The 17,974-nt window shown below is 64.4% G+C and carries 16 protein-coding genes; 15 read left to right on the top strand and 1 reads right to left on the bottom strand.

Annotated elements, in window-relative coordinates; translation table 11 throughout:
- Position 1 precedes the first annotated feature (1 nt).
- The 15 genes from rsmH to lpxC all read left to right on the top strand — a co-directional run bounded on the left by rsmH (position 2) and on the right by lpxC (position 17,281).
- Complete coding sequence (gene rsmH / locus ACYVD0_RS00555; RefSeq protein WP_460425034.1) at positions 2-943, top strand: 16S rRNA (cytosine(1402)-N(4))-methyltransferase; 942 nt, start codon at positions 2-4, stop codon at positions 941-943.
- Entirely contained in the window at positions 940-1,233 is a 294-nt protein-coding gene (gene ftsL / locus ACYVD0_RS00550) for a cell division protein FtsL (protein WP_460424963.1), read from the top strand. Before rsmH ends, ftsL begins: the two co-directional genes overlap by 4 nt.
- Entirely contained in the window at positions 1,230-2,969 is a 1,740-nt protein-coding gene (locus ACYVD0_RS00545) for a peptidoglycan D,D-transpeptidase FtsI family protein (RefSeq protein ID WP_460424962.1), read from the top strand. The genes ftsL and ACYVD0_RS00545 overlap by 4 nt, the downstream gene beginning before the upstream one ends.
- On the top strand, positions 2,969-4,432 hold the full coding sequence (murE, locus tag ACYVD0_RS00540) for a Mur ligase family protein (RefSeq protein WP_460424961.1): 1,464 nt from the start codon (positions 2,969-2,971) through the stop codon (positions 4,430-4,432). The genes ACYVD0_RS00545 and murE overlap by 1 nt, the downstream gene beginning before the upstream one ends.
- Entirely contained in the window at positions 4,425-5,792 is a 1,368-nt protein-coding gene (locus ACYVD0_RS00535) for a UDP-N-acetylmuramoyl-tripeptide--D-alanyl-D-alanine ligase (protein WP_460424960.1), read from the top strand. Before murE ends, ACYVD0_RS00535 begins: the two co-directional genes overlap by 8 nt.
- Entirely contained in the window at positions 5,793-6,875 is a 1,083-nt protein-coding gene (mraY, locus tag ACYVD0_RS00530) for a phospho-N-acetylmuramoyl-pentapeptide-transferase (RefSeq protein ID WP_460424959.1), read from the top strand. It abuts the gene before it with no gap.
- A gap of 10 nt (positions 6,876-6,885) precedes the next feature.
- Positions 6,886-8,232, top strand: coding sequence for a Mur ligase family protein (murD, locus tag ACYVD0_RS00525; protein ID WP_460424958.1), 1,347 nt, complete (start codon positions 6,886-6,888; stop codon positions 8,230-8,232).
- A complete protein-coding gene (gene ftsW, locus ACYVD0_RS00520; protein ID WP_460424957.1) occupies positions 8,232-9,452 on the top strand; it encodes a peptidoglycan glycosyltransferase FtsW in 1,221 nt (406 codons plus the stop codon). Before murD ends, ftsW begins: the two co-directional genes overlap by 1 nt.
- Positions 9,442-10,512, top strand: a complete 1,071-nt coding sequence (murG, locus tag ACYVD0_RS00515) for a UDP-N-acetylglucosamine--N-acetylmuramyl-(pentapeptide) pyrophosphoryl-undecaprenol N-acetylglucosamine transferase (RefSeq protein ID WP_460424956.1) — start codon at positions 9,442-9,444, stop codon at positions 10,510-10,512. Before ftsW ends, murG begins: the two co-directional genes overlap by 11 nt.
- Positions 10,505-11,971 carry a UDP-N-acetylmuramate--L-alanine ligase gene (murC, locus tag ACYVD0_RS00510; RefSeq protein WP_460424955.1) on the top strand — a complete coding sequence of 489 codons (1,467 nt, stop codon included), beginning with the start codon at positions 10,505-10,507 and terminating at the stop codon, positions 11,969-11,971. Before murG ends, murC begins: the two co-directional genes overlap by 8 nt.
- Positions 11,968-12,915, top strand: coding sequence for a D-alanine--D-alanine ligase (locus ACYVD0_RS00505; RefSeq protein ID WP_460424954.1), 948 nt, complete (start codon positions 11,968-11,970; stop codon positions 12,913-12,915). The genes murC and ACYVD0_RS00505 overlap by 4 nt, the downstream gene beginning before the upstream one ends.
- Before the next feature lie 3 nt (positions 12,916-12,918).
- The gene (locus tag ACYVD0_RS00500; RefSeq protein WP_460424953.1) at positions 12,919-13,767 is read left to right on the top strand and encodes a cell division protein FtsQ/DivIB; all 849 of its coding nucleotides are present in this window, start codon (positions 12,919-12,921) and stop codon (positions 13,765-13,767) included.
- A 21-nt stretch (positions 13,768-13,788) separates the two neighbouring features.
- The gene (gene ftsA, locus ACYVD0_RS00495) at positions 13,789-15,036 is read left to right on the top strand and encodes a cell division protein FtsA (RefSeq protein ID WP_460424952.1); all 1,248 of its coding nucleotides are present in this window, start codon (positions 13,789-13,791) and stop codon (positions 15,034-15,036) included.
- 44 nt (positions 15,037-15,080) lie between these two features.
- A complete protein-coding gene (gene ftsZ / locus ACYVD0_RS00490) occupies positions 15,081-16,259 on the top strand; it encodes a cell division protein FtsZ (protein WP_460424951.1) in 1,179 nt (392 codons plus the stop codon).
- A gap of 110 nt (positions 16,260-16,369) precedes the next feature.
- Positions 16,370-17,281 carry a UDP-3-O-acyl-N-acetylglucosamine deacetylase gene (gene lpxC, locus ACYVD0_RS00485; RefSeq protein ID WP_460424950.1) on the top strand — a complete coding sequence of 304 codons (912 nt, stop codon included), beginning with the start codon at positions 16,370-16,372 and terminating at the stop codon, positions 17,279-17,281.
- A gap of 62 nt (positions 17,282-17,343) precedes the next feature.
- Here the strand turns inward: lpxC and ACYVD0_RS00480 are convergent, their stop codons facing one another.
- Entirely contained in the window at positions 17,344-17,796 is a 453-nt protein-coding gene (locus tag ACYVD0_RS00480; protein WP_460424949.1) for a DciA family protein, read from the bottom strand.
- Positions 17,797-17,974 lie beyond the last annotated feature (178 nt).

The following is a 17,974-nucleotide window of genomic DNA, read 5'->3' as shown; positions in this document are numbered from 1 at the left end:
TATGAACAGCGGCTTCAGCCATATCACCGTGCTACTCGAGGAAGCAGTCGATGCTCTGTCCGTACGGTCGGACGGCTGCTATCTGGATGGCACTTTCGGGCGGGGCGGGCATAGCCGGCTGATCCTGGAGCGCCTTGGGCCGGCGGGGGGCTTGCTTGGGTTCGACAAGGATCCCCAGGCGATCGCCACCGGGCAAGCGCTGACTGCCGAGGATGGCCGCTTTGTCGTCGTGCAGCGTAGTTTCGCCGAGCTGGCGGACGAGCTGGCGATGCGCGGGCTGATCGGCAAGGTCAGTGGCGTGCTGTTCGATCTGGGCGTGTCCTCGCCGCAGTTGGACGATCCCGAGCGCGGCTTCAGCTTTCTCAACGACGGCCCGTTGGATATGCGCATGGATCCGAGCCATGGCGTGAGCGCGGCCGAATGGCTGGCCAATGCCACTGCCGAGGAAATTGCCCGCGTATTCAAGGATTATGGCGAAGAGCGCTTTGCCAGGCGTATGGCGCAAGCCGTAGTGCAGCGCCGGCAGGAAAGGCCGTTCGAGCGCACCGCCGACTTGGCACAGGTGCTGGCCGCCGCCAATCCGGCCTGGGAGAAGGGTAAGAATCCGGCGACTCGCGCCTTCCAAGGGTTGCGCATCTATATCAATAATGAGCTTGGCGATCTCGAGCAGGGACTCGACGCAGCGCTGGAGGCGCTTGAGCTCGGCGGCCGCCTGGTGGTGATCAGCTTCCATTCACTGGAGGACCGCATCGTCAAGCAGTTCATGCGTCGGCAGGCCAGGGGCGAGGCGGACAAGCTGCCGCGTGATCTGCCGATCCGTCCGGCTGCCTTCGAGCCGCGCCTCAGACTGATCGGCAAGCCGCAGTACGCTTCAGAGTCCGAACTTAAGGTCAATCCGCGTGCCCGCAGTGCGGTCATGCGCGTGGCGGAGAAGCTTCGATGAGCCGCGTACCGGGCAAGGCCATGCCAGCCGGCAGTCTGCTGATGCTGGTGCTCTTCATTGCCGCCCTGTTCTCCGCCATCGCGGTGTCTTACAGCGCCTACTGGAATCGCCAGCTGCTCAATGCCCTGTACGGCGAGTTGAGCGAGCGCGACAAGCTGCAGGCCGAGTGGGGGCGGCTGATTCTCGAGCAAAGCACCTGGACCGCGCACAGCCGGGTCGAGAGCCTGGCCAGCGAAACCTTAAAGATGCGTATTCCCGATGCGACAGAAGTACGACTGGTGGCGCCATGATGAGACTTGAGGGTGCGCTCTATCCTTGGCGTTTCCGTCTTGCGCTGATTCTTTTGGCGCTGATGGTCGCCGCCATTACCTGGCGCATCGTCGACCTGCATGTCTTCGATCATGATTTCCTTAAGGGACAGGGCGATGCGCGCAGCATGCGGCACATCCCCATACCAGCGCATCGCGGGCTGATCACCGATCGCAACGGCGAGCCGCTGGCGGTCAGTACCCCGGTCACTACCCTGTGGGGCAATCCGAAGGAATTGGCCGGCGCGCGCGACCAGTGGGCGGCTCTGGCCAAGGCCTTGGGGCAGGATACGAAGGCTCTGGCCGAGCGTCTGGAGCAGTTGGCCGGGCGCGAGTTCACCTACCTGACGCGGGGCCTCACCCCCGAGCAGGGGCAGGCCGTGCTCGACCTGAAGATCCCCGGCGTCTACGCCCTGGAGGAGTTCCGGCGGTTCTACCCGGCGGGCGAGGTCACCGCTCATGTGCTCGGCTTCACCGATATCGACGATCACGGTCGCGAGGGCATGGAGCTGGCTTTCGACGAGTGGCTGGCCGGCGTGCCCGGCAAGCGCCAGGTGCTCAAGGACCGCCGCGGCCGGCTGATCCGGGATGTGCAGGTGGTGCAGAACGCCAAGGCGGGCAAGACGCTGGAGCTGTCCATCGATCTACGCCTGCAATATCTGGCGCATCGCGAGTTGCGCAATGCCATCACCGAGGTCGGCGCCAAGGCCGGCACTCTGGTGATGCTCGATGTGAAGACTGGCGAAGTGCTGGCAATGGTCAACCAGCCGACCTACAACCCGAACAACAAGCGCAACCTCAACCCGGCGGCCATGCGCAATCGTGCGCTGGTTGACGTTTTCGAGCCGGGCTCGACGATGAAACCGCTATCCATGAGCGCCGCGCTGGAGACTGGACGCTGGAGGCCGGAAGACAAGGTGGGGGTGGCTCCGGGTAGGCTGCAGATCGGGCGCTACACCATCCGCGACGTCTCCCGCGCCGAAGGCGGCATACTCGACCTGACCGGCATCCTGATCAAGTCGAGCAACGTCGGCATGAGCAAGGTTGCCTTTGATATCGGCGGCGAGTCTATCTACTTGCTGATGCAGCGCGTCGGCTTCGGTCAGGACACTGGCCTGGGCTTTCCCGGCGAGCGGGTGGGCAACCTGCCCAACCACCGAGAGTGGCGCAAGGCGGAGACCGCTACCCTGTCCTACGGCTACGGCCTCTCCGTGACGGCCGTGCAGTTGGCCCATGCCTATGCCACCCTGGCCAACGATGGACGCTCGGTACCGCTGGCGTTGGCCCGGCAGGATCATCCGCAGGAGGGCATTCAGGTCATTTCCCCGAATGTCGCCAAGACCATGCAGGGCATGCTGCAGCAGGTCGTCGAGGCGCCGGGCGGCGTATTCCGCGCCAAGGTGCCGGGCTACCACGTTGCAGGCAAGAGTGGCACCGCGCGCAAGACCAGCGTGGGCGCCAAGGGTTACAAGGAAAAGTCGTATCGCTCGCTGTTCGCCGGCTTCGCTCCGACCAGCAACCCACGCATCGCCATGGCTGTGGTGATCGACGAGCCGAGCAACGGCACCTATTTCGGTGGCCTGGTTTCGGCGCCGGTGTTCGGCAGGGTCATGGCCGGTGCGCTACGTCTGATGAACGTGGCGCCGGACAACCTGCCGCCGTCCGTCGAAACGAAAACTGCCGACAGGGAAGCGCCTGGCAAAGGAGACCGTATCTGATGCCCATGCCCCTCAATCAACTGTTGCCCCAGGCCGAGAGCGCGGTACTAATCCGCGAGCTGACCCTGGACAGCCGCCAGGTACGTCCGGGCGATCTATTCCTCGCGGTCCCCGGTGGGCGGCAGGATGGCCGCAGCCATATCGACGATGCCCTCGCTCGTGGCGCCGCCGCCGTGGCCTATGAGGCTGCGGGGGCACCGGTGCTTGCCGGCAATGGCGTGCCGCTGGTGCCGATCAAGGGGCTGGCCGGACAGCTGTCGGCGATTGCCGGGCGCTTCTATGGCGAGCCGAGTCGGGCCCTGCGTTTGATCGGCGTGACCGGCACCAACGGCAAGACCAGTGTCAGCCAGCTGCTTGCCCAGGCCCTGGACCTGCTCGGCGAGCGTTGCGGCATCATCGGTACTCTGGGCAATGGTTTCCACCGCGCGCTGCAGAGTGGTCGGTGCACCACCCCCGACCCGCTCGGCGTGCAGGCGGCTCTGGCTGGACTGAAGCAGGCCGGCGCCCGTGCCGTATCCATGGAGGTGTCCTCCCACGGCCTTGAGCAGGGCCGGGTGGCGGCGCTGGATTTCGATGTGGCAGTCTTCACCAACCTGTCGCGCGACCATCTGGACTACCACGGCACCATGGACGCCTATGCCGCGGTAAAGGCCCGGCTGTTCGCCTGGCCCGGCCTGCGTTGCCGAGTGATTAACCTGGACGACGCTCTCGGTCGCCAACTGGCGGAAGAGACGCAGACTTCCCGCGTGATCGGCTATAGCCTGGAGGATCGCTCCGCCCAGCTGCACTGTCGCCGGGTGCATTTCGACGAGCAGGGCGTGCGTGCCGAGGTGGTGACCTCGCAGGGCGAAGGGTTGCTGCACAGTCCGCTGCTGGGCCGCTTCAACCTGAGCAATCTGCTGGCTGTGGTCGCTGTGCTGCTGGGGCTGGATTACGCACTGGACGAGATCCTTCGCGTCATGCCGCAGCTGCAGGCCCCGGCCGGACGCATGCAGCGCCTGGGTGGTGGTGACAGGCCGTTGATCGTGGTGGATTACGCGCATACTCCGGATGCCCTGGAAAAGGTGCTGGAAGCGCTGCGTCCGCATGTCCGCGGACGCCTGCTGTGCATGTTCGGCTGTGGCGGTGACCGTGATCGCGGCAAGCGTCCGCTGATGGCGGCGGTTGCCGAGCGGCTGGCCGACGAGGTGCTGGTCACCGACGACAATCCACGCAGCGAGTCTCCGGAGCAGATCTTTGCCGATATCCGCAGCGGCGTTGCCGCACCGGAAAAGATTGCCTGCCTGCATGGGCGCGGCCAGGCGATTGCCCGGGTGATTGCCGATGCCAAAGCGAGCGATGTGCTGCTACTGGCCGGCAAGGGACACGAGGACTACCAGGAGATCGAGGGCGTGCGCCACCCTTTTTCCGACATCGAGGAGGCCGCCAAGGCCCTGCGCGCTTGGGAGGCGGCACATGCTTGAGGCTCTGCATCTGAACGAAATCGCCGGCCTGCTGCAGGGGCGTCTGGCTGGGGCCGATGAGGCCTTCGATTCGGTCGGTACAGACAGCCGGGCGATCTGTCCCGGGCAGTTGTTCGTCGCACTGGTCGGACCACGTTTCGATGGCCACGCTTTCCTCGCCGAGGCTGCCGCCAAGGGGGCGGTGGCCGCCTTGGTTCAGCGCGTGATGCCGGAAGTGGGGCTGCCGCAGCTGCAGGTGGCCGATACCCGCCTTGCCCTCGGCTTGCTGGGTGGTTTTAACCGCCAGGCCTACAGCGGCCCGTTGGCCGCGGTGACCGGCTCCAGCGGCAAAACCACGGTCAAGGAAATGCTCGCCAGCATCCTGCGCACCCGAGGCCCGGTACTGGCCACCCGTGGCAACCTGAACAACGAGCTGGGCGTGCCGCTGACCCTACTTGAGCTGGCGCCCGAGCATGTCGGCGCAGTAGTCGAACTGGGTGCCTCGCGGATCGGTGAGATCGCCTATACCGTTGGCTTGACCCGGCCGCAGGTGGCAATCATCACCAATGCCGGCACGGCCCATGTCGGCGAGTTCGGCGGTCCAGAAAGGATCATCGAGGCCAAGGGCGAGATCCTTGAGGGGCTGTCTGCCGACGGCGTTGCCGTGCTCAATCGCGACGATCGGGCCTTCGCCACCTGGCAGCAGCGTGCTGCAGGGCGGCGCGTGCTGAGTTTCGCTCTGGATGATATTGCTGCCGACTTCCGGGCTTGGGATATCCAGCCCGACACCCGCGGCTGCTCGGCCTTCACCCTGCAAGGGCCAGCCGGCGAGGCGCGCATCCAGCTCAACCTGCTCGGCCGGCACAATGTGGCCAATGCTCTGGCCGCGGCGGCGGCAGCTCACGCCCTGGGTATGCCGCTGGTCGGAATCCAGGCCGGCCTGGAGAGTCTGCAACCGGTCAAGGGCCGTGCCGTGGCGCAGCTTGCACCGAACGGCGTGCGAGTAATCGACGACAGCTACAACGCAAACCCCGCGTCAATGTGCGTGGCTATCGATATACTCGCCGGCTTTTCCGGACGCACCGTCCTTGCCCTTGGCGACATGGGTGAACTGGGCGCCTGGGCGGAGGAGGGCCACCGCCAGGTTGGCGCCCACGCCGCCGGCAAGGTCGATGCCCTGTATGCCGTGGGGCCGCTGATGGCTCATGCGGTCGCTGCGTTCGGAGACAACGGCCGGCATTTCGCCGACCAGGCAAGCCTGCTCGAGGCCCTGCGCGGCGAGCAGCATCCCGACACCACCATTCTAATCAAGGGTTCGCGAAGTGCGGCGATGGACAAAATCGTCTCGGCTCTCTGCGGTTCCAGCGAGGAGATTCACTAAATGCTGCTGCTGCTGGCAGAGTACCTGCAACAGTTCCACACCGGTTTCGCGGTTGTCCAGTACCTGACCCTGCGCGGGATTCTCGGGGTGCTGACCGCCCTGATCCTGGCTCTGTGCCTGGGGCCCTGGATGATTCGGACCCTGCAGATCCGCCAGATCGGTCAGGCGGTGCGCGACGATGGTCCGCAATCGCACCTGTCGAAGAAGGGCACGCCGACCATGGGCGGCGCGCTGATCCTGTCCGCCATCGCCATCAGCACCCTGCTTTGGGCCGACCTGTCCAACCGCTACGTCTGGGTCGTGCTGGCCGTGACCCTGCTGTTCGGCGCCATCGGCTGGGTCGACGACTACCGCAAGGTGATCGAGAAGAACTCCCGCGGCCTGCCGAGCCGCTGGAAGTACTTCTGGCAATCAGTGTTCGGTCTCGGCACCGCGCTCTTCCTTTATATGACTGCGCAGACGCCGGCCGAGACTACCCTGATCCTACCGCTGATCAAGACCATCGAGATTCCCCTCGGCGCTGGTTTTATCATGCTGACCTATTTCGTCATCGTCGGCTCGAGCAACGCGGTGAACCTGACCGACGGACTCGACGGCCTGGCGATCATGCCAACGGTGATGGTTGGCGGTGCTCTGGGCATCTTCTGCTACCTGTCCGGCAACGTGAAGTTTGCCGAATACCTGCTGATTCCCAACGTGGCTGGGGCCGGCGAGCTGATCGTGTTCTGCGGCGCGCTGATTGGCTCCGGTCTCGGCTTTCTCTGGTTCAACACCTATCCGGCGCAGGTCTTCATGGGCGACGTCGGGGCCCTGGCGCTAGGTGCCTCGCTTGGCACCATCGCGGTGATCGTCCGTCAGGAAGTGGTGCTGTTCATCATGGGCGGGGTGTTCGTCATGGAAACCCTGTCGGTAATGATCCAGGTCGCGTCCTTCAAGCTCACCGGCAAGCGGGTGTTCCGCATGGCGCCAATCCACCACCATTTCGAATTGAAAGGCTGGCCGGAGCCGCGGGTAATCGTGCGTTTCTGGATCATCACCGTGATACTGGTGCTGATCGGCCTGGCGACCCTGAAACTGCGCTGAGGACAGGGAAATGAGCCTGATCGCTTCCGACCACTTCCGCATCGTTGTCGGCCTCGGCAAGAGCGGCATGTCTCTAGTCCGCTTTCTGGCCGGCCAGGGCGCGCACTTCGCTGTGGTTGACACCCGCGCGAATCCGCCGGAACTGGCCACGCTGCAGCGCGACCACCCGCAGGTCGAGGTGCATTGCGGCGCTCTGGACGTGGACTTCCTCTGCCGTGCCAGCGAACTCTACGTCAGTCCTGGACTGGCGCTGACCGCCCCGGCGCTGCAGGCTGCGGCGGCGCGCGGGGTGAAGCTGTCCGGCGACATCGAACTGTTTGCCCGCCATGCCAAGGCACCGATCGTCGCCATCACCGGCTCCAACGCGAAGAGCACCGTGACCACTCTGGTCGGCGAGATGGCCCGCGCAGCTGGCAAGCGCGTAGTGGTGGGCGGCAACCTTGGTATCCCGGCGCTGGATCTGCTGGACGACAGCGTCGAGCTCTATGTTCTGGAGCTTTCCAGCTTCCAGTTGGAAACCACTGAGCGGCTGAGTGCCGAGGTGGCCACCTGCCTCAACATCAGCGAAGACCACATGGATCGCTATGCCGATCTGCAAGCCTATCACCTGGCCAAGCACCGCATCTTCCGCGGCGCGCGACAGGTGGTGGTGAATCGTGATGATCCGCTGTCCCGTCCGCTGGTCGCCGACCAGCTGCCGTGCTGGACCTTCGGTCTTGACAAGCCGGACTTCAAGGGCTTCGGACTGATCGAGGAAAATGGCGAGAAGTACCTGGCCTTCCAGTTCGAGGCGCTGCTGCCGGTCTGCGAGCTGAAGATCCGCGGTGCCCACAACCAGGCCAACGCCCTGGCGGCACTGGCACTGGGCCATGCGGTCGGCCTGCCGATCGCCCCGATGCTGGATACCCTGAGGGCCTTCACCGGGCTGCCGCACCGCTGCCAGTGGCTGCGGGAACTGCACGGGGTCGGTTATTACGATGACTCCAAGGCCACCAACGTGGGCGCCGCGCTGGCGGCGATCGGTGGGCTGGGTGCGGATATCGCCGGCAAATTGGTGCTGATCGCCGGCGGCGACGGCAAGGGTGCGGATTTCTCCACCCTGCGCCAGCTGGTCGCCGAGCACTGCCGCGCCGTGCTCCTGCTCGGCCGCGATGCCGAGCGCATCGCTGCGGTGCTGGAGGGCGCCGTGCCGCTGGTCCGGGTGAAGACGCTGGAGGAGGCTGTCGAGCGCGCGGCTGCGCTGGCCGAGGAGGGCGACGCTGTGCTGCTGTCACCGGCCTGCGCCAGCCTGGACATGTTCCGGAACTTCGAGGAGCGCGGGCAATTCTTTGCCCGGGCGGTGGAGGCGCTCTCCTGATGCTGGCCCTGCTGCGTCCCTATCCGTCCCCGCTGTTCAACCGGCGCGGCTTCGATGTCGATTTCCCGATGCTGGCCTGCTGTCTGGCGCTGCTCGGCCTAGGGCTGGTGATGATCACCTCTGCGTCCTCCGAGGTGGCGGCGGTGCAGACCGGCAACACCTTTTACTACATGGTCCGTCATCTGGTGTATCTGGTGATCGGTATCGTCGCCGGTGGCATAGTGATGCTGGTACCGCTGGAAACCTGGCAAAGCATGGGCGGCAAGCTGCTGCTGGCCGCCTTCGGCGTGCTGATCCTGGTGCTGATCCCAGGTATCGGCCGCGAGGTGAACGGCTCGATGCGCTGGATCGACTTCGGCGCCTTTAACATCCAGCCATCGGAGGTCGCCAAGCTGTTCGTGGTGATCTACCTCGCCGGCTATCTGGTGCGCCGCGAGGAGGAGGTGCGCCGGCGCTGGATCGGCTTCATCAAGCCGATCATCGTGCTGATCCCGCTGGCCGGATTGCTGCTGCTGGAGCCGGACTTCGGCGCCACCGTGGTGATGCTGGGCTCCGCCGCGGCCATGCTGTTCCTCGGCGGGGTCGGCCTGTTCCGTTTCACCCTGCTGGCCGCCGCCGCTGTCGGCGCGGTGTTCATCCTGGTACAAACCCAGGAATACCGCCTGCAGCGGCTAATTACCTTCACCGATCCCTGGGCCGACCAGTTCGGTGCCGGCTACCAACTGACCCAGGCGCTGATTGCCTTCGGGCGCGGCGAGTGGCTGGGGGTCGGACTCGGCAACAGCGTGCAGAAACAGTTCTACCTGCCGGAGGCGCACACCGACTTCGTCTTCTCCGTGCTGGCCGAAGAGCTGGGCATGTTTGGCGCGCTGTCCACCCTCGGCCTGTTCACCTTTGTCTGCGTGCGGGCCCTCTATCTCGGCCTATGGGCGGAGAAGGCCCGGCACTATTTCTCGGCCTATGTGGCCTATGGACTGGCCTTCCTGTGGATCGGCCAGTTCCTCATCAATATCGGGGTGAACGTCGGTCTGCTGCCGACCAAGGGACTGACCTTGCCCTTCCTCAGCTATGGCGGCAGCTCGCTGGTGATCTGCTGTGTCAGCCTGGGCCTGCTGCTGCGCCTGGACTGGGAGCGTCGCACCCAACTGGGCAATGAGAATGCGCGGTTTAGCGAGGAGGATTTCGCCGAGGATCGCGAGGAGCAAGCCGATGGGCGCTAACGTACTGATCATGGCTGGCGGTACCGGGGGGCATGTGTTCCCGGCGCTCGCCTGTGCCCGCGAATTCCAGGCCCGTGGCTATGCCGTGCACTGGCTGGGCACTCCGCGCGGAATCGAGAACGAGTTGGTGCCCCCTGCCGGACTGCCGCTGCACCGGATCCAGATCTGCGGGCTGCGCGGCAAGGGGCTGGCGACTCTGCTCAAGGCACCCTTCCAACTGCTCAGGTCGCTATTCCAGGCCCGCCGCGTCATGCGCGAGCTGCGCCCGTTGTGCGTGCTGGGCATGGGCGGCTTCGTCACCGGCCCCGGCGGTGTGGCGGCGAAGCTGGCCGGTGTGCCCCTGATCATCCACGAACAGAACGCCGTGGCCGGCACCACCAACCGAGCGCTGGCGCCAATCGCCAGTCGGGTCTGCGAGGCCTTTCCGGATACCTTCGGGGTCACCAACAAGCGGCGTACCACTGGCAACCCTGTGCGGCCCGAGCTGTTCCTGGAGGCGCCGCGCCTGGCCCTGGAAGGGCGCCGGCTGCGGCTGCTGGTCCTGGGCGGCAGCCTGGGTGCCGAGCCCCTGAACAAGCTGCTGCCCGCGGCGCTGGCGTTAATCCCCGCCGAGCAGCGGCCGGATATCTTCCATCAGGCCGGCAGGCAGCACCACGAGATCACCGCCGTGCGCTATCACGAGGCCGGAGTCAGGGCTGAGGTCGTACCCTTCATCGAGGACATGGCCCGCGCCTATACCTGGGCCGATCTGGTGGTCTGCCGTGCCGGCGCCTTGACCGTGAGCGAGCTGGCCGCCGCCGGGCTGCCGGCGCTGCTGGTGCCGCTGCCCCATGCCATCGACGATCACCAGACCCGTAATGCCGATTATCTGGCACGGGAGGGCGCGGCCTTCCTACTGCCGCAGGCGAGCACGGCTGCTGTCGATCTGGTTGCCCGTCTGACCGAAGTATCGATGCAACCCGAGCGACTCGAAAGCATGGCCGCCAGTGCCCGCCGTCTGGCCAAACCCGATGCGACCCGCACGGTCGTGGATATCTGCCTGGAGGTGGCGCGTGGTTAAGTCCCAGGATGTGATCCAGTCCGAAATCCGCCGCATGCGCCGCATCGGACGCATCCATTTCGTTGGTATCGGCGGAGTTGGCATGTGCGGCATTGCCGAGGTATTGCTGAACCTCGGTTATGAAGTCTCCGGTTCCGACCTCAAGGCTTCACCGGTGACCGCGCGCCTGGAAAGCTTCGGCGCGAAGATTTACGTCGGACATCACGCCGAGAATGCCGCCAGCGCCGACGTGCTGGTGATTTCCAGTGCGGTGAGCAACTCCAATCCGGAGGTGGCGACCGCCCTGGAACGGCGCATTCCGGTAGTGCCGCGGGCGGAAATGCTCGCCGAGCTGATGCGCTACCGGCATGGCATCGCCGTGGCCGGCACCCACGGCAAGACCACCACCACCAGCCTGATCGCCTCGGTGTTCGCCGCTGGTGGACTGGATCCGACCTTCGTCATCGGCGGTCGGTTGAATGCCGCCGGCACCAACGCCCAACTCGGCAGCAGCCGCTATCTGATCGCCGAGGCCGACGAGAGCGATGCCAGTTTCCTGCACCTGCAGCCCCTGGTGGCAGTGGTCACCAACATCGACGCCGACCACATGGACACCTATGAAGGCGACTTCAGCCGGCTGAAGAAGACTTTCGTGGATTTTCTACACAACCTGCCATTCTACGGCCTGGCGGTGCTCTGTGTGGACGACCCGGTGGTGCGCGAAATCCTGCCCCAGGTCGCCCGCCCGACGATCACCTACGGCATCAGCGAGGATGCCGACGTGCGCGCCATCGACATCCGTCAGGCGGGGATGCGCACCCACTTCACCGTGTTGCGCCTGGGGCGCGCACCGCTCGAGGTGTCGGTCAACATGCCGGGGGTGCATAACGTGCTGAATGCTCTGGCCACCATTGCCATCGCCTCCGACGAAGGCATCGACGACGCGGCCATCGCCCAGGGGCTGTCGGGCTTCCAGGGTGTCGGTCGACGTTTCCAGGTGTATGGCGAACTGCAAGTCGAAGGCGGCAGCGTGATGTTGGTCGACGACTATGGTCACCACCCGCGTGAGGTCGCCGCGGTGATCAGGGCGGTCCGCGGCGGCTGGCCGGAGCGCCGGCTGGTGATGGTCTACCAGCCGCATCGCTTCACCCGTACCCGTGACCTGTATGAGGATTTCGTCCAAGTGCTGGCCGATGCCAATGTGCTGCTGCTGATGGAGGTCTACCCGGCCGGCGAAGAGCCGATTCCCGGCGCCGACAGCCGTAGCCTGTGCCGCAGCATCCGTCAGCGCGGTCAACTGGATCCGATCCATGTCGAGCGTGGTGCGGATATCGCGCCGCTGCTCAAGCCGCTGCTGCGCCCCGGTGACATTCTGCTCTGCCAAGGTGCCGGCGACATCGGCGGCCTGGCTCCGCAACTGCTTCAGAATCTGTTGTTCGGCGGGCGGCCCGAGGCGGCTGTCCAGAGGGAAATGTCATGACTCATGCCCTGCAATCCACGCTTGCCCCGCAAGCCTTCGGCCGTGTCGCTGTGCTGTTCGGCGGCAAGAGCGCCGAGCGCGCGGTTTCCCTGAAGTCCGGCCAGGCCGTGCTGGAAGCGCTGCAGAGCGCCGGCGTGGATGCCTTCGGCATCGACGTCGGCGATGATCTGCTCGAGCGAGTGAGCCGCGAGCAGATCGACCGCGCGTTCATCGTTCTGCATGGCCGCGGTGGCGAGGATGGCAGTATGCAGGGCCTGCTCGAATGCGCCGGCATTCCCTACACCGGCAGTGGCGTCTTGGCTTCCGCCCTGGCGATGGACAAGCTGCGCACCAAGCAGGTCTGGCAGAGCCTGGGTCTGCCGACGCCGCGCCACTCGGTGCTGGCCAGCGAGCCCGATTGTCATGCCGCCGCACAAGCCCTCGGCTTTCCGCTGATCGTTAAGCCGGCCCACGAAGGCTCCAGCATCGGCATGGCCAAGGTAAACGGCGTCGACGAACTGATCGCCGCCTGGCAGGCCGCCCGTTCCTACGATCCCCAAGTGCTGGTCGAGCAGTGGATCCAGGGGCCGGAGTTTACCGTCGCCCTGCTGCGTGGTCAGGTGCTGCCGCCGATCGGTCTGGGTACCCCCCACAGCTTTTACGACTACGATGCCAAGTACCTGGCTTCGGACACCCTGTATCAGATTCCCTGTGGGCTCGATTCCGCTAGGGAAGAGGAGCTGAAGGGCCTGTGTGCACGTGCCTGCGAGGCAGTGGGCGTACAGGGTTGGGGGCGCGTTGACGTGATGCAGGACGCCGAAGGTCGCTTCTGGCTGCTGGAGGTCAACACGGTACCGGGCATGACCGACCATAGTCTGGTGCCGATGGCCGCACGCGCCGCCGGACTGGATTTTCAGCAGCTGGTGCTGGCGATCCTGGCCGACAGCGTCGAGGCAAGGGGGTAAGGCATGTACGCCGCCATGCTTCGTCATCGACAACCGGGGTTGGGGCGTGCTCCGGCGCGCCGGGGTGCCAGCCGCATGGTGGTCAAGCAGCCCGTGCCGGCACGTCTGTCGAAGCTGGGCATGAGCCTGTTGAGGAAGCTGGGCGGCTTGCTGCTGCTGGCGACCCTCGGGCTGGGCAGCTACTTCCTGGCGCAGCGCCTGCTGCCCTATGCAGACCAGCCGATCGCCGATGTCAAGCTCGAGGGGCATCTGAGCTATGTCAGCGGCCAGGCGGTCTTGGATCGCATCGCGCCCTTCCGCCAGACCAGCTTCTTCAGTGTTGATCTGACCGGCATCCGCAACGAGCTTGAGAACATGTCCTGGATCGCCAAGGCTGAGGTGCGGCGCGTATGGCCGGATCAGTTGGTGGTCCATCTGGAGGAGCAACTGCCGGTGGCGCGCTGGGGCGACGAGGCGCTGCTGAACAACCAGGGCGAGGCCTTCGCACCGAGCGAGGTGTCCCACTATGAGCACCTGCCGCAGCTGGCCGGTCCCCAGCGGGCGCAGGAAAAGGTGATGCAGCAGTACCATGTGCTCAACCAGATGCTAAGGCCCCTGGGGTTTTCCATCGCCCGCTTGGAGCTGCGCGAGCGTGGCAGCTGGTACGTCACCACAGCCCAGGGCACTGAGCTGTTGCTCGGGCGTGATCATCTTCTCGCCAAGATGCGCCGCTTCAGCACCATCTACGAGAAGGCCCTGAAAGAGCAGAACGCGAATATTGCGCGCATCGATCTGCGTTATGCCAACGGCCTCGCCGTGGCATGGCGCGAGCCGGTCGCGCCCACGGCGGTCGAACCCGCCGCTGTGCAGTGAGTTGAGGAGCAGGCAGAAAACATGGCAAGCGCGCAGAGCGGCAAGATGATCGTCGGTCTCGACATCGGTACCTCCAAGGTCGTGGCTCTGGTAGGCGAGGTGGCGGCCGATGGCCAACTGGAAATCGTCGGGATCGGCTCCCATCCCTCGCGAGGGCTGAAGAAGGGCGTGGTGGTGAATATCGAGTCCACCGTGCAGTCCATCCAGCGGGCGGTGGAGGAGGCCCAGCTAATGGCTGGCTGCCAGATCCACTCGGCTTTTGTCGGCTTGGCCGGGAACCATATCCGTAGCCTGAACTCCCACGGCATTGTCGCCATCCGCGATCGCGAGGTCAGCCAGGCCGACCTGGAGCGCGTGCTGGATGCGGCCCAGGCTGTGGCGATTCCCGCGGACCAGCGGGTGCTGCACACCTTGCCGCAGGACTACGTGATCGACAATCAGGAAGGCGTGCGCGAGCCACTGGGCATGTCCGGCGTACGTCTGGAGGCCAAGGTGCATGTGGTGACCTGCGCGGTGAACTCGGCGCAGAACGTCGAGAAGTGCGTGCGTCGCTGCGACCTGGAGGTGGACGACATCATCCTCGAGCAGCTGGCTTCAGCCCAAGCGGTGCTCACCGAGGACGAGAAAGAGTTGGGCGTATGCCTGGTGGACATCGGCGGTGGCACCACCGACATCGCCATCTTTACCGAAGGGGCGATCCGCCATACGGCGGTGATTCCAATCGCCGGCGATCAGGTCACCAACGACATCGCCATGGCGTTGCGCACGCCGACTCAGTACGCCGAGGAAATCAAGATCCGCTATGCCTGTGCCCTGGCCAAGCTGGCCGGCGCCGGTGAAACCATCAATGTCCCCAGCGTCGGCGAGCGCCCCTCGCGGGAGCTTTCCCGCCAGGCCTTGGCCGAGGTGGTCGAGCCCCGCTACGACGAGCTGTTCAGCCTGATTCATGCCGAACTGCAGCGCAGCGGCTACGAGGACTTGATCCCCGCTGGAGTCGTCCTCACCGGAGGCTCGGCGAGGATGGAGGGGGCCGTAGAGCTGGCCGAGGAGATCTTCCACATGCCGGTGCGCCTGGGCGTGCCGCACAGCATCAGGGGAATGGGCGATGTGATCAGCAATCCGATCTATTCCACCGGGGTGGGGCTGCTGCTCTACGGGCTGCAGAAGCAGACCGACGGTATGTCCCCGTCCGGTTCCGGTGGTTACAGCGAAGAAACCAAGACACCTGTCCTGGAGCGACTCAAGCGCTGGTTCCAGGGTAACTTCTGACAACGGCGGTAGGCAGTAAAAAAGAGAAGGAAAGGAGAGGGAATATGTTCGAGCTCGTAGACAACGTTCCGCAAAGTGCAGTTATCAAGGTCATTGGCGTCGGTGGTGGCGGTGGTAACGCCGTGAACCACATGGCAGTTACCAACATTGAGGGCGTCGAGTTCATCTGCGCCAATACCGATGCGCAGGCACTGAAGAACATTACCGCACGGACTGTGCTGCAGCTGGGCTCGGGGGTGACCAAGGGCCTGGGCGCCGGCGCCAACCCCGAAGTCGGCCGTGAAGCTGCCATGGAGGACCGCGAGCGTATCGCCGAGGTGCTGCAGGGCACCGACATGGTGTTCATTACCACCGGCATGGGGGGCGGTACCGGTACCGGTGCGGCGCCGGTCATCGCCGAGGTAGCGAAGGGGATGGGCATTCTTACCGTGGCCGTGGTGACCCGTCCGTTCCCGTTCGAAGGGCGCAAGCGCATGCAGGTTGCCGAGGAGGGCATCCGCCTGTTGGGCGAGCATGTAGATTCGCTGATCACCATTCCCAACGAGAAGCTGCTGACCATCCTTGGCAAGGATGCCAGCCTGCTGTCCGCCTTCGCCAAGGCCGACGACGTGCTGGCCGGCGCAGTCCGTGGCATCTCAGACATCATCAAGCGTCCCGGCATGATCAACGTCGACTTCGCCGACGTGAAGACCGTGATGAGTGAGATGGGTATGGCCATGATGGGTACCGGCTGCGCCAGCGGCCCGAACCGTGCCCGCGAGGCCACCGAGGCGGCGATCCGCAACCCGCTGCTGGAAGATGTCTACCTGCAGGGCGCCCGTGGCATTCTGGTAAATATCACCGCAGGTCCTGATCTGTCCCTGGGCGAGTACTCCGATGTAGGCAACATCATTGAGCAGTTCGCTTCAGAGCAGGCCATGGTGAAGGTAGGTACCGTGATCGATCCGGAGATGCGTGACGAGCTGCATGTGACCGTGGTCGCCACCGGCCTGGGGGCGCGCACCGACAAGCCGATGAAGGTGGTGGACAACACCCTGCAGTCGGCCAGCGCCACTGCTCCTGTCGTACCGCGTGGCGATCAGGCGGTGAACTACAAGGATTATGAACGTCCCACCGTGCAGCGCCAAAGCCATGCCGCCAGCGCCACGGCCGCCAAGCTCAATCCACAGGACGACTTGGACTATTTGGATATCCCGGCCTTCCTGCGCCGCCAGGCTGATTGAGTATATTTATCAGGGGTATTGTGGTGATTGGTGTTCAGCAAAGATCGCTTCTGCTATGATTTATTTTTGCTGTTTGTTGAAAAAGATTCGCAACTGCTAGCGGCCAAACCATGATCAAACAACGTACCCTGAAGAACATTATCCGTGCCACGGGAGTAGGTTTGCATTCGGGGGAAAAGGTTTACCTGACCCTGAAGCCCGCTCCCGTCGACACAGGGATCGTGTTCCGGCGTATCGATCTCGATCCAATGGTGGAGATTCCCGCAAGGGCCGAAAATGTCGGTGAAACCACTATGTCCACCACACTGGTCAAGGGTGAGGTCAAGGTGGATACAGTGGAGCATCTGCTATCGGCCATGGCCGGTCTGGGAATCGATAATGCCTATGTCGAGCTCTCCGCGTCCGAAGTGCCGATCATGGATGGCAGTGCCGGCCCCTTCGTCTTCCTGATCCAGTCGGCGGGTCTGCAGGAGCAGGATGCTCGCAAAAAGTTTATTCGCATCAAGCACGAGGTGGCGGTGCAGGAGAACGACAAGCGTGCCGTCTTCCTGCCGTTCGACGGTTTCAAGGTGAGCTTCGAAATCGACTTCGATCACCCCGTGTTTCGCGGCCGTACCCAGACGGCGAGTGTCGACTTCTCCAGCACCTCGTTTGTCAAGGAAGTCAGTCGTGCGCGGACCTTCGGCTTCATGCGGGATATTGAGTTCCTGCGCTCGCACAATCTGGCACTCGGCGGCAGCGTGGATAACGCCATCGTGGTCGATGAGAATCGTGTGCTGAACGAAGATGGCTTGCGCTACGAGGACGAGTTCGTCAAGCACAAGATCCTTGATGCTATTGGCGACCTCTACCTGTTGGGCAACAGCCTGATCGGCGAATTCCATGGCTACAAGTCAGGGCATGCCCTGAACAACCGCTTGCTGCGCACCCTGCTTGAACAGACGGATGCCTGGGAGGTGGTTACCTTCGAGGATCCTTCGACTGCCCCCATCTCCTACATGCGCCCTGTGGCTGCTGTCTGAGTAAGGCTTTTCCTTTTTCCTTTTCCTTCTAGGCCACCTGCGGGTGGCCTTTCTCTTTCCGGCTACTCGGGCTGGGCATGTCGGGCCAGCCGCTCTAGGGCAGCACGGAGCCTGGGGTCGTCGATGCCCTCGGCGGCAGTCTGGATGCTTTCGGCAGCTGCCGGGGACAGCTTGATCGTGCGGCTGGATGAGCATCCTGCCTGCATGGGGGGCTGTACCTTGAAGAGAATCCTGGTCAGTCCCCTGAAGGCCTCCAGGGTCTGCAGCTGACGTTGCAGGCGGCGTTGCTGGTAGCGCAGCCGGGTGGCCCACTGGGCGTCGGTGACGATCAGCAGCAGGCAGCCCTCGTGCCACGAGGCCACATGGCAATGCCCGCGTGCGGCGGGTTGCAGTTGGCTTTCCAGCAAGCGCTGCAGCTGGGCCAGCTGTTGTGCCTGATTGAACAGTGACTTGAGTGGCTTGGCCTCGCGCAGCAGCGTGGCAGGGGCTCTGGCCGGCAAGGGACGAAAGGTCATGGCGGTTGGCCTGAGGGTGCGGGCGTCCATGGTAGCAGAACCCAACCTCTCCAGAGTTCAGTCCCGGGGCGCTAACCAGGGCAATCGCATGAACGGATGCGCCCGTAGCTTCAAGCGGCTTCAGCCCGAGCAGGTTTGGTGTAGCGTGTCTTCTCTTTGTCGAGAAGGGATACACGAT

Source organism: Azotobacter armeniacus (assembly GCF_054779355.1).
This window is presented reverse-complemented; position numbering and strand designations above follow the sequence as displayed.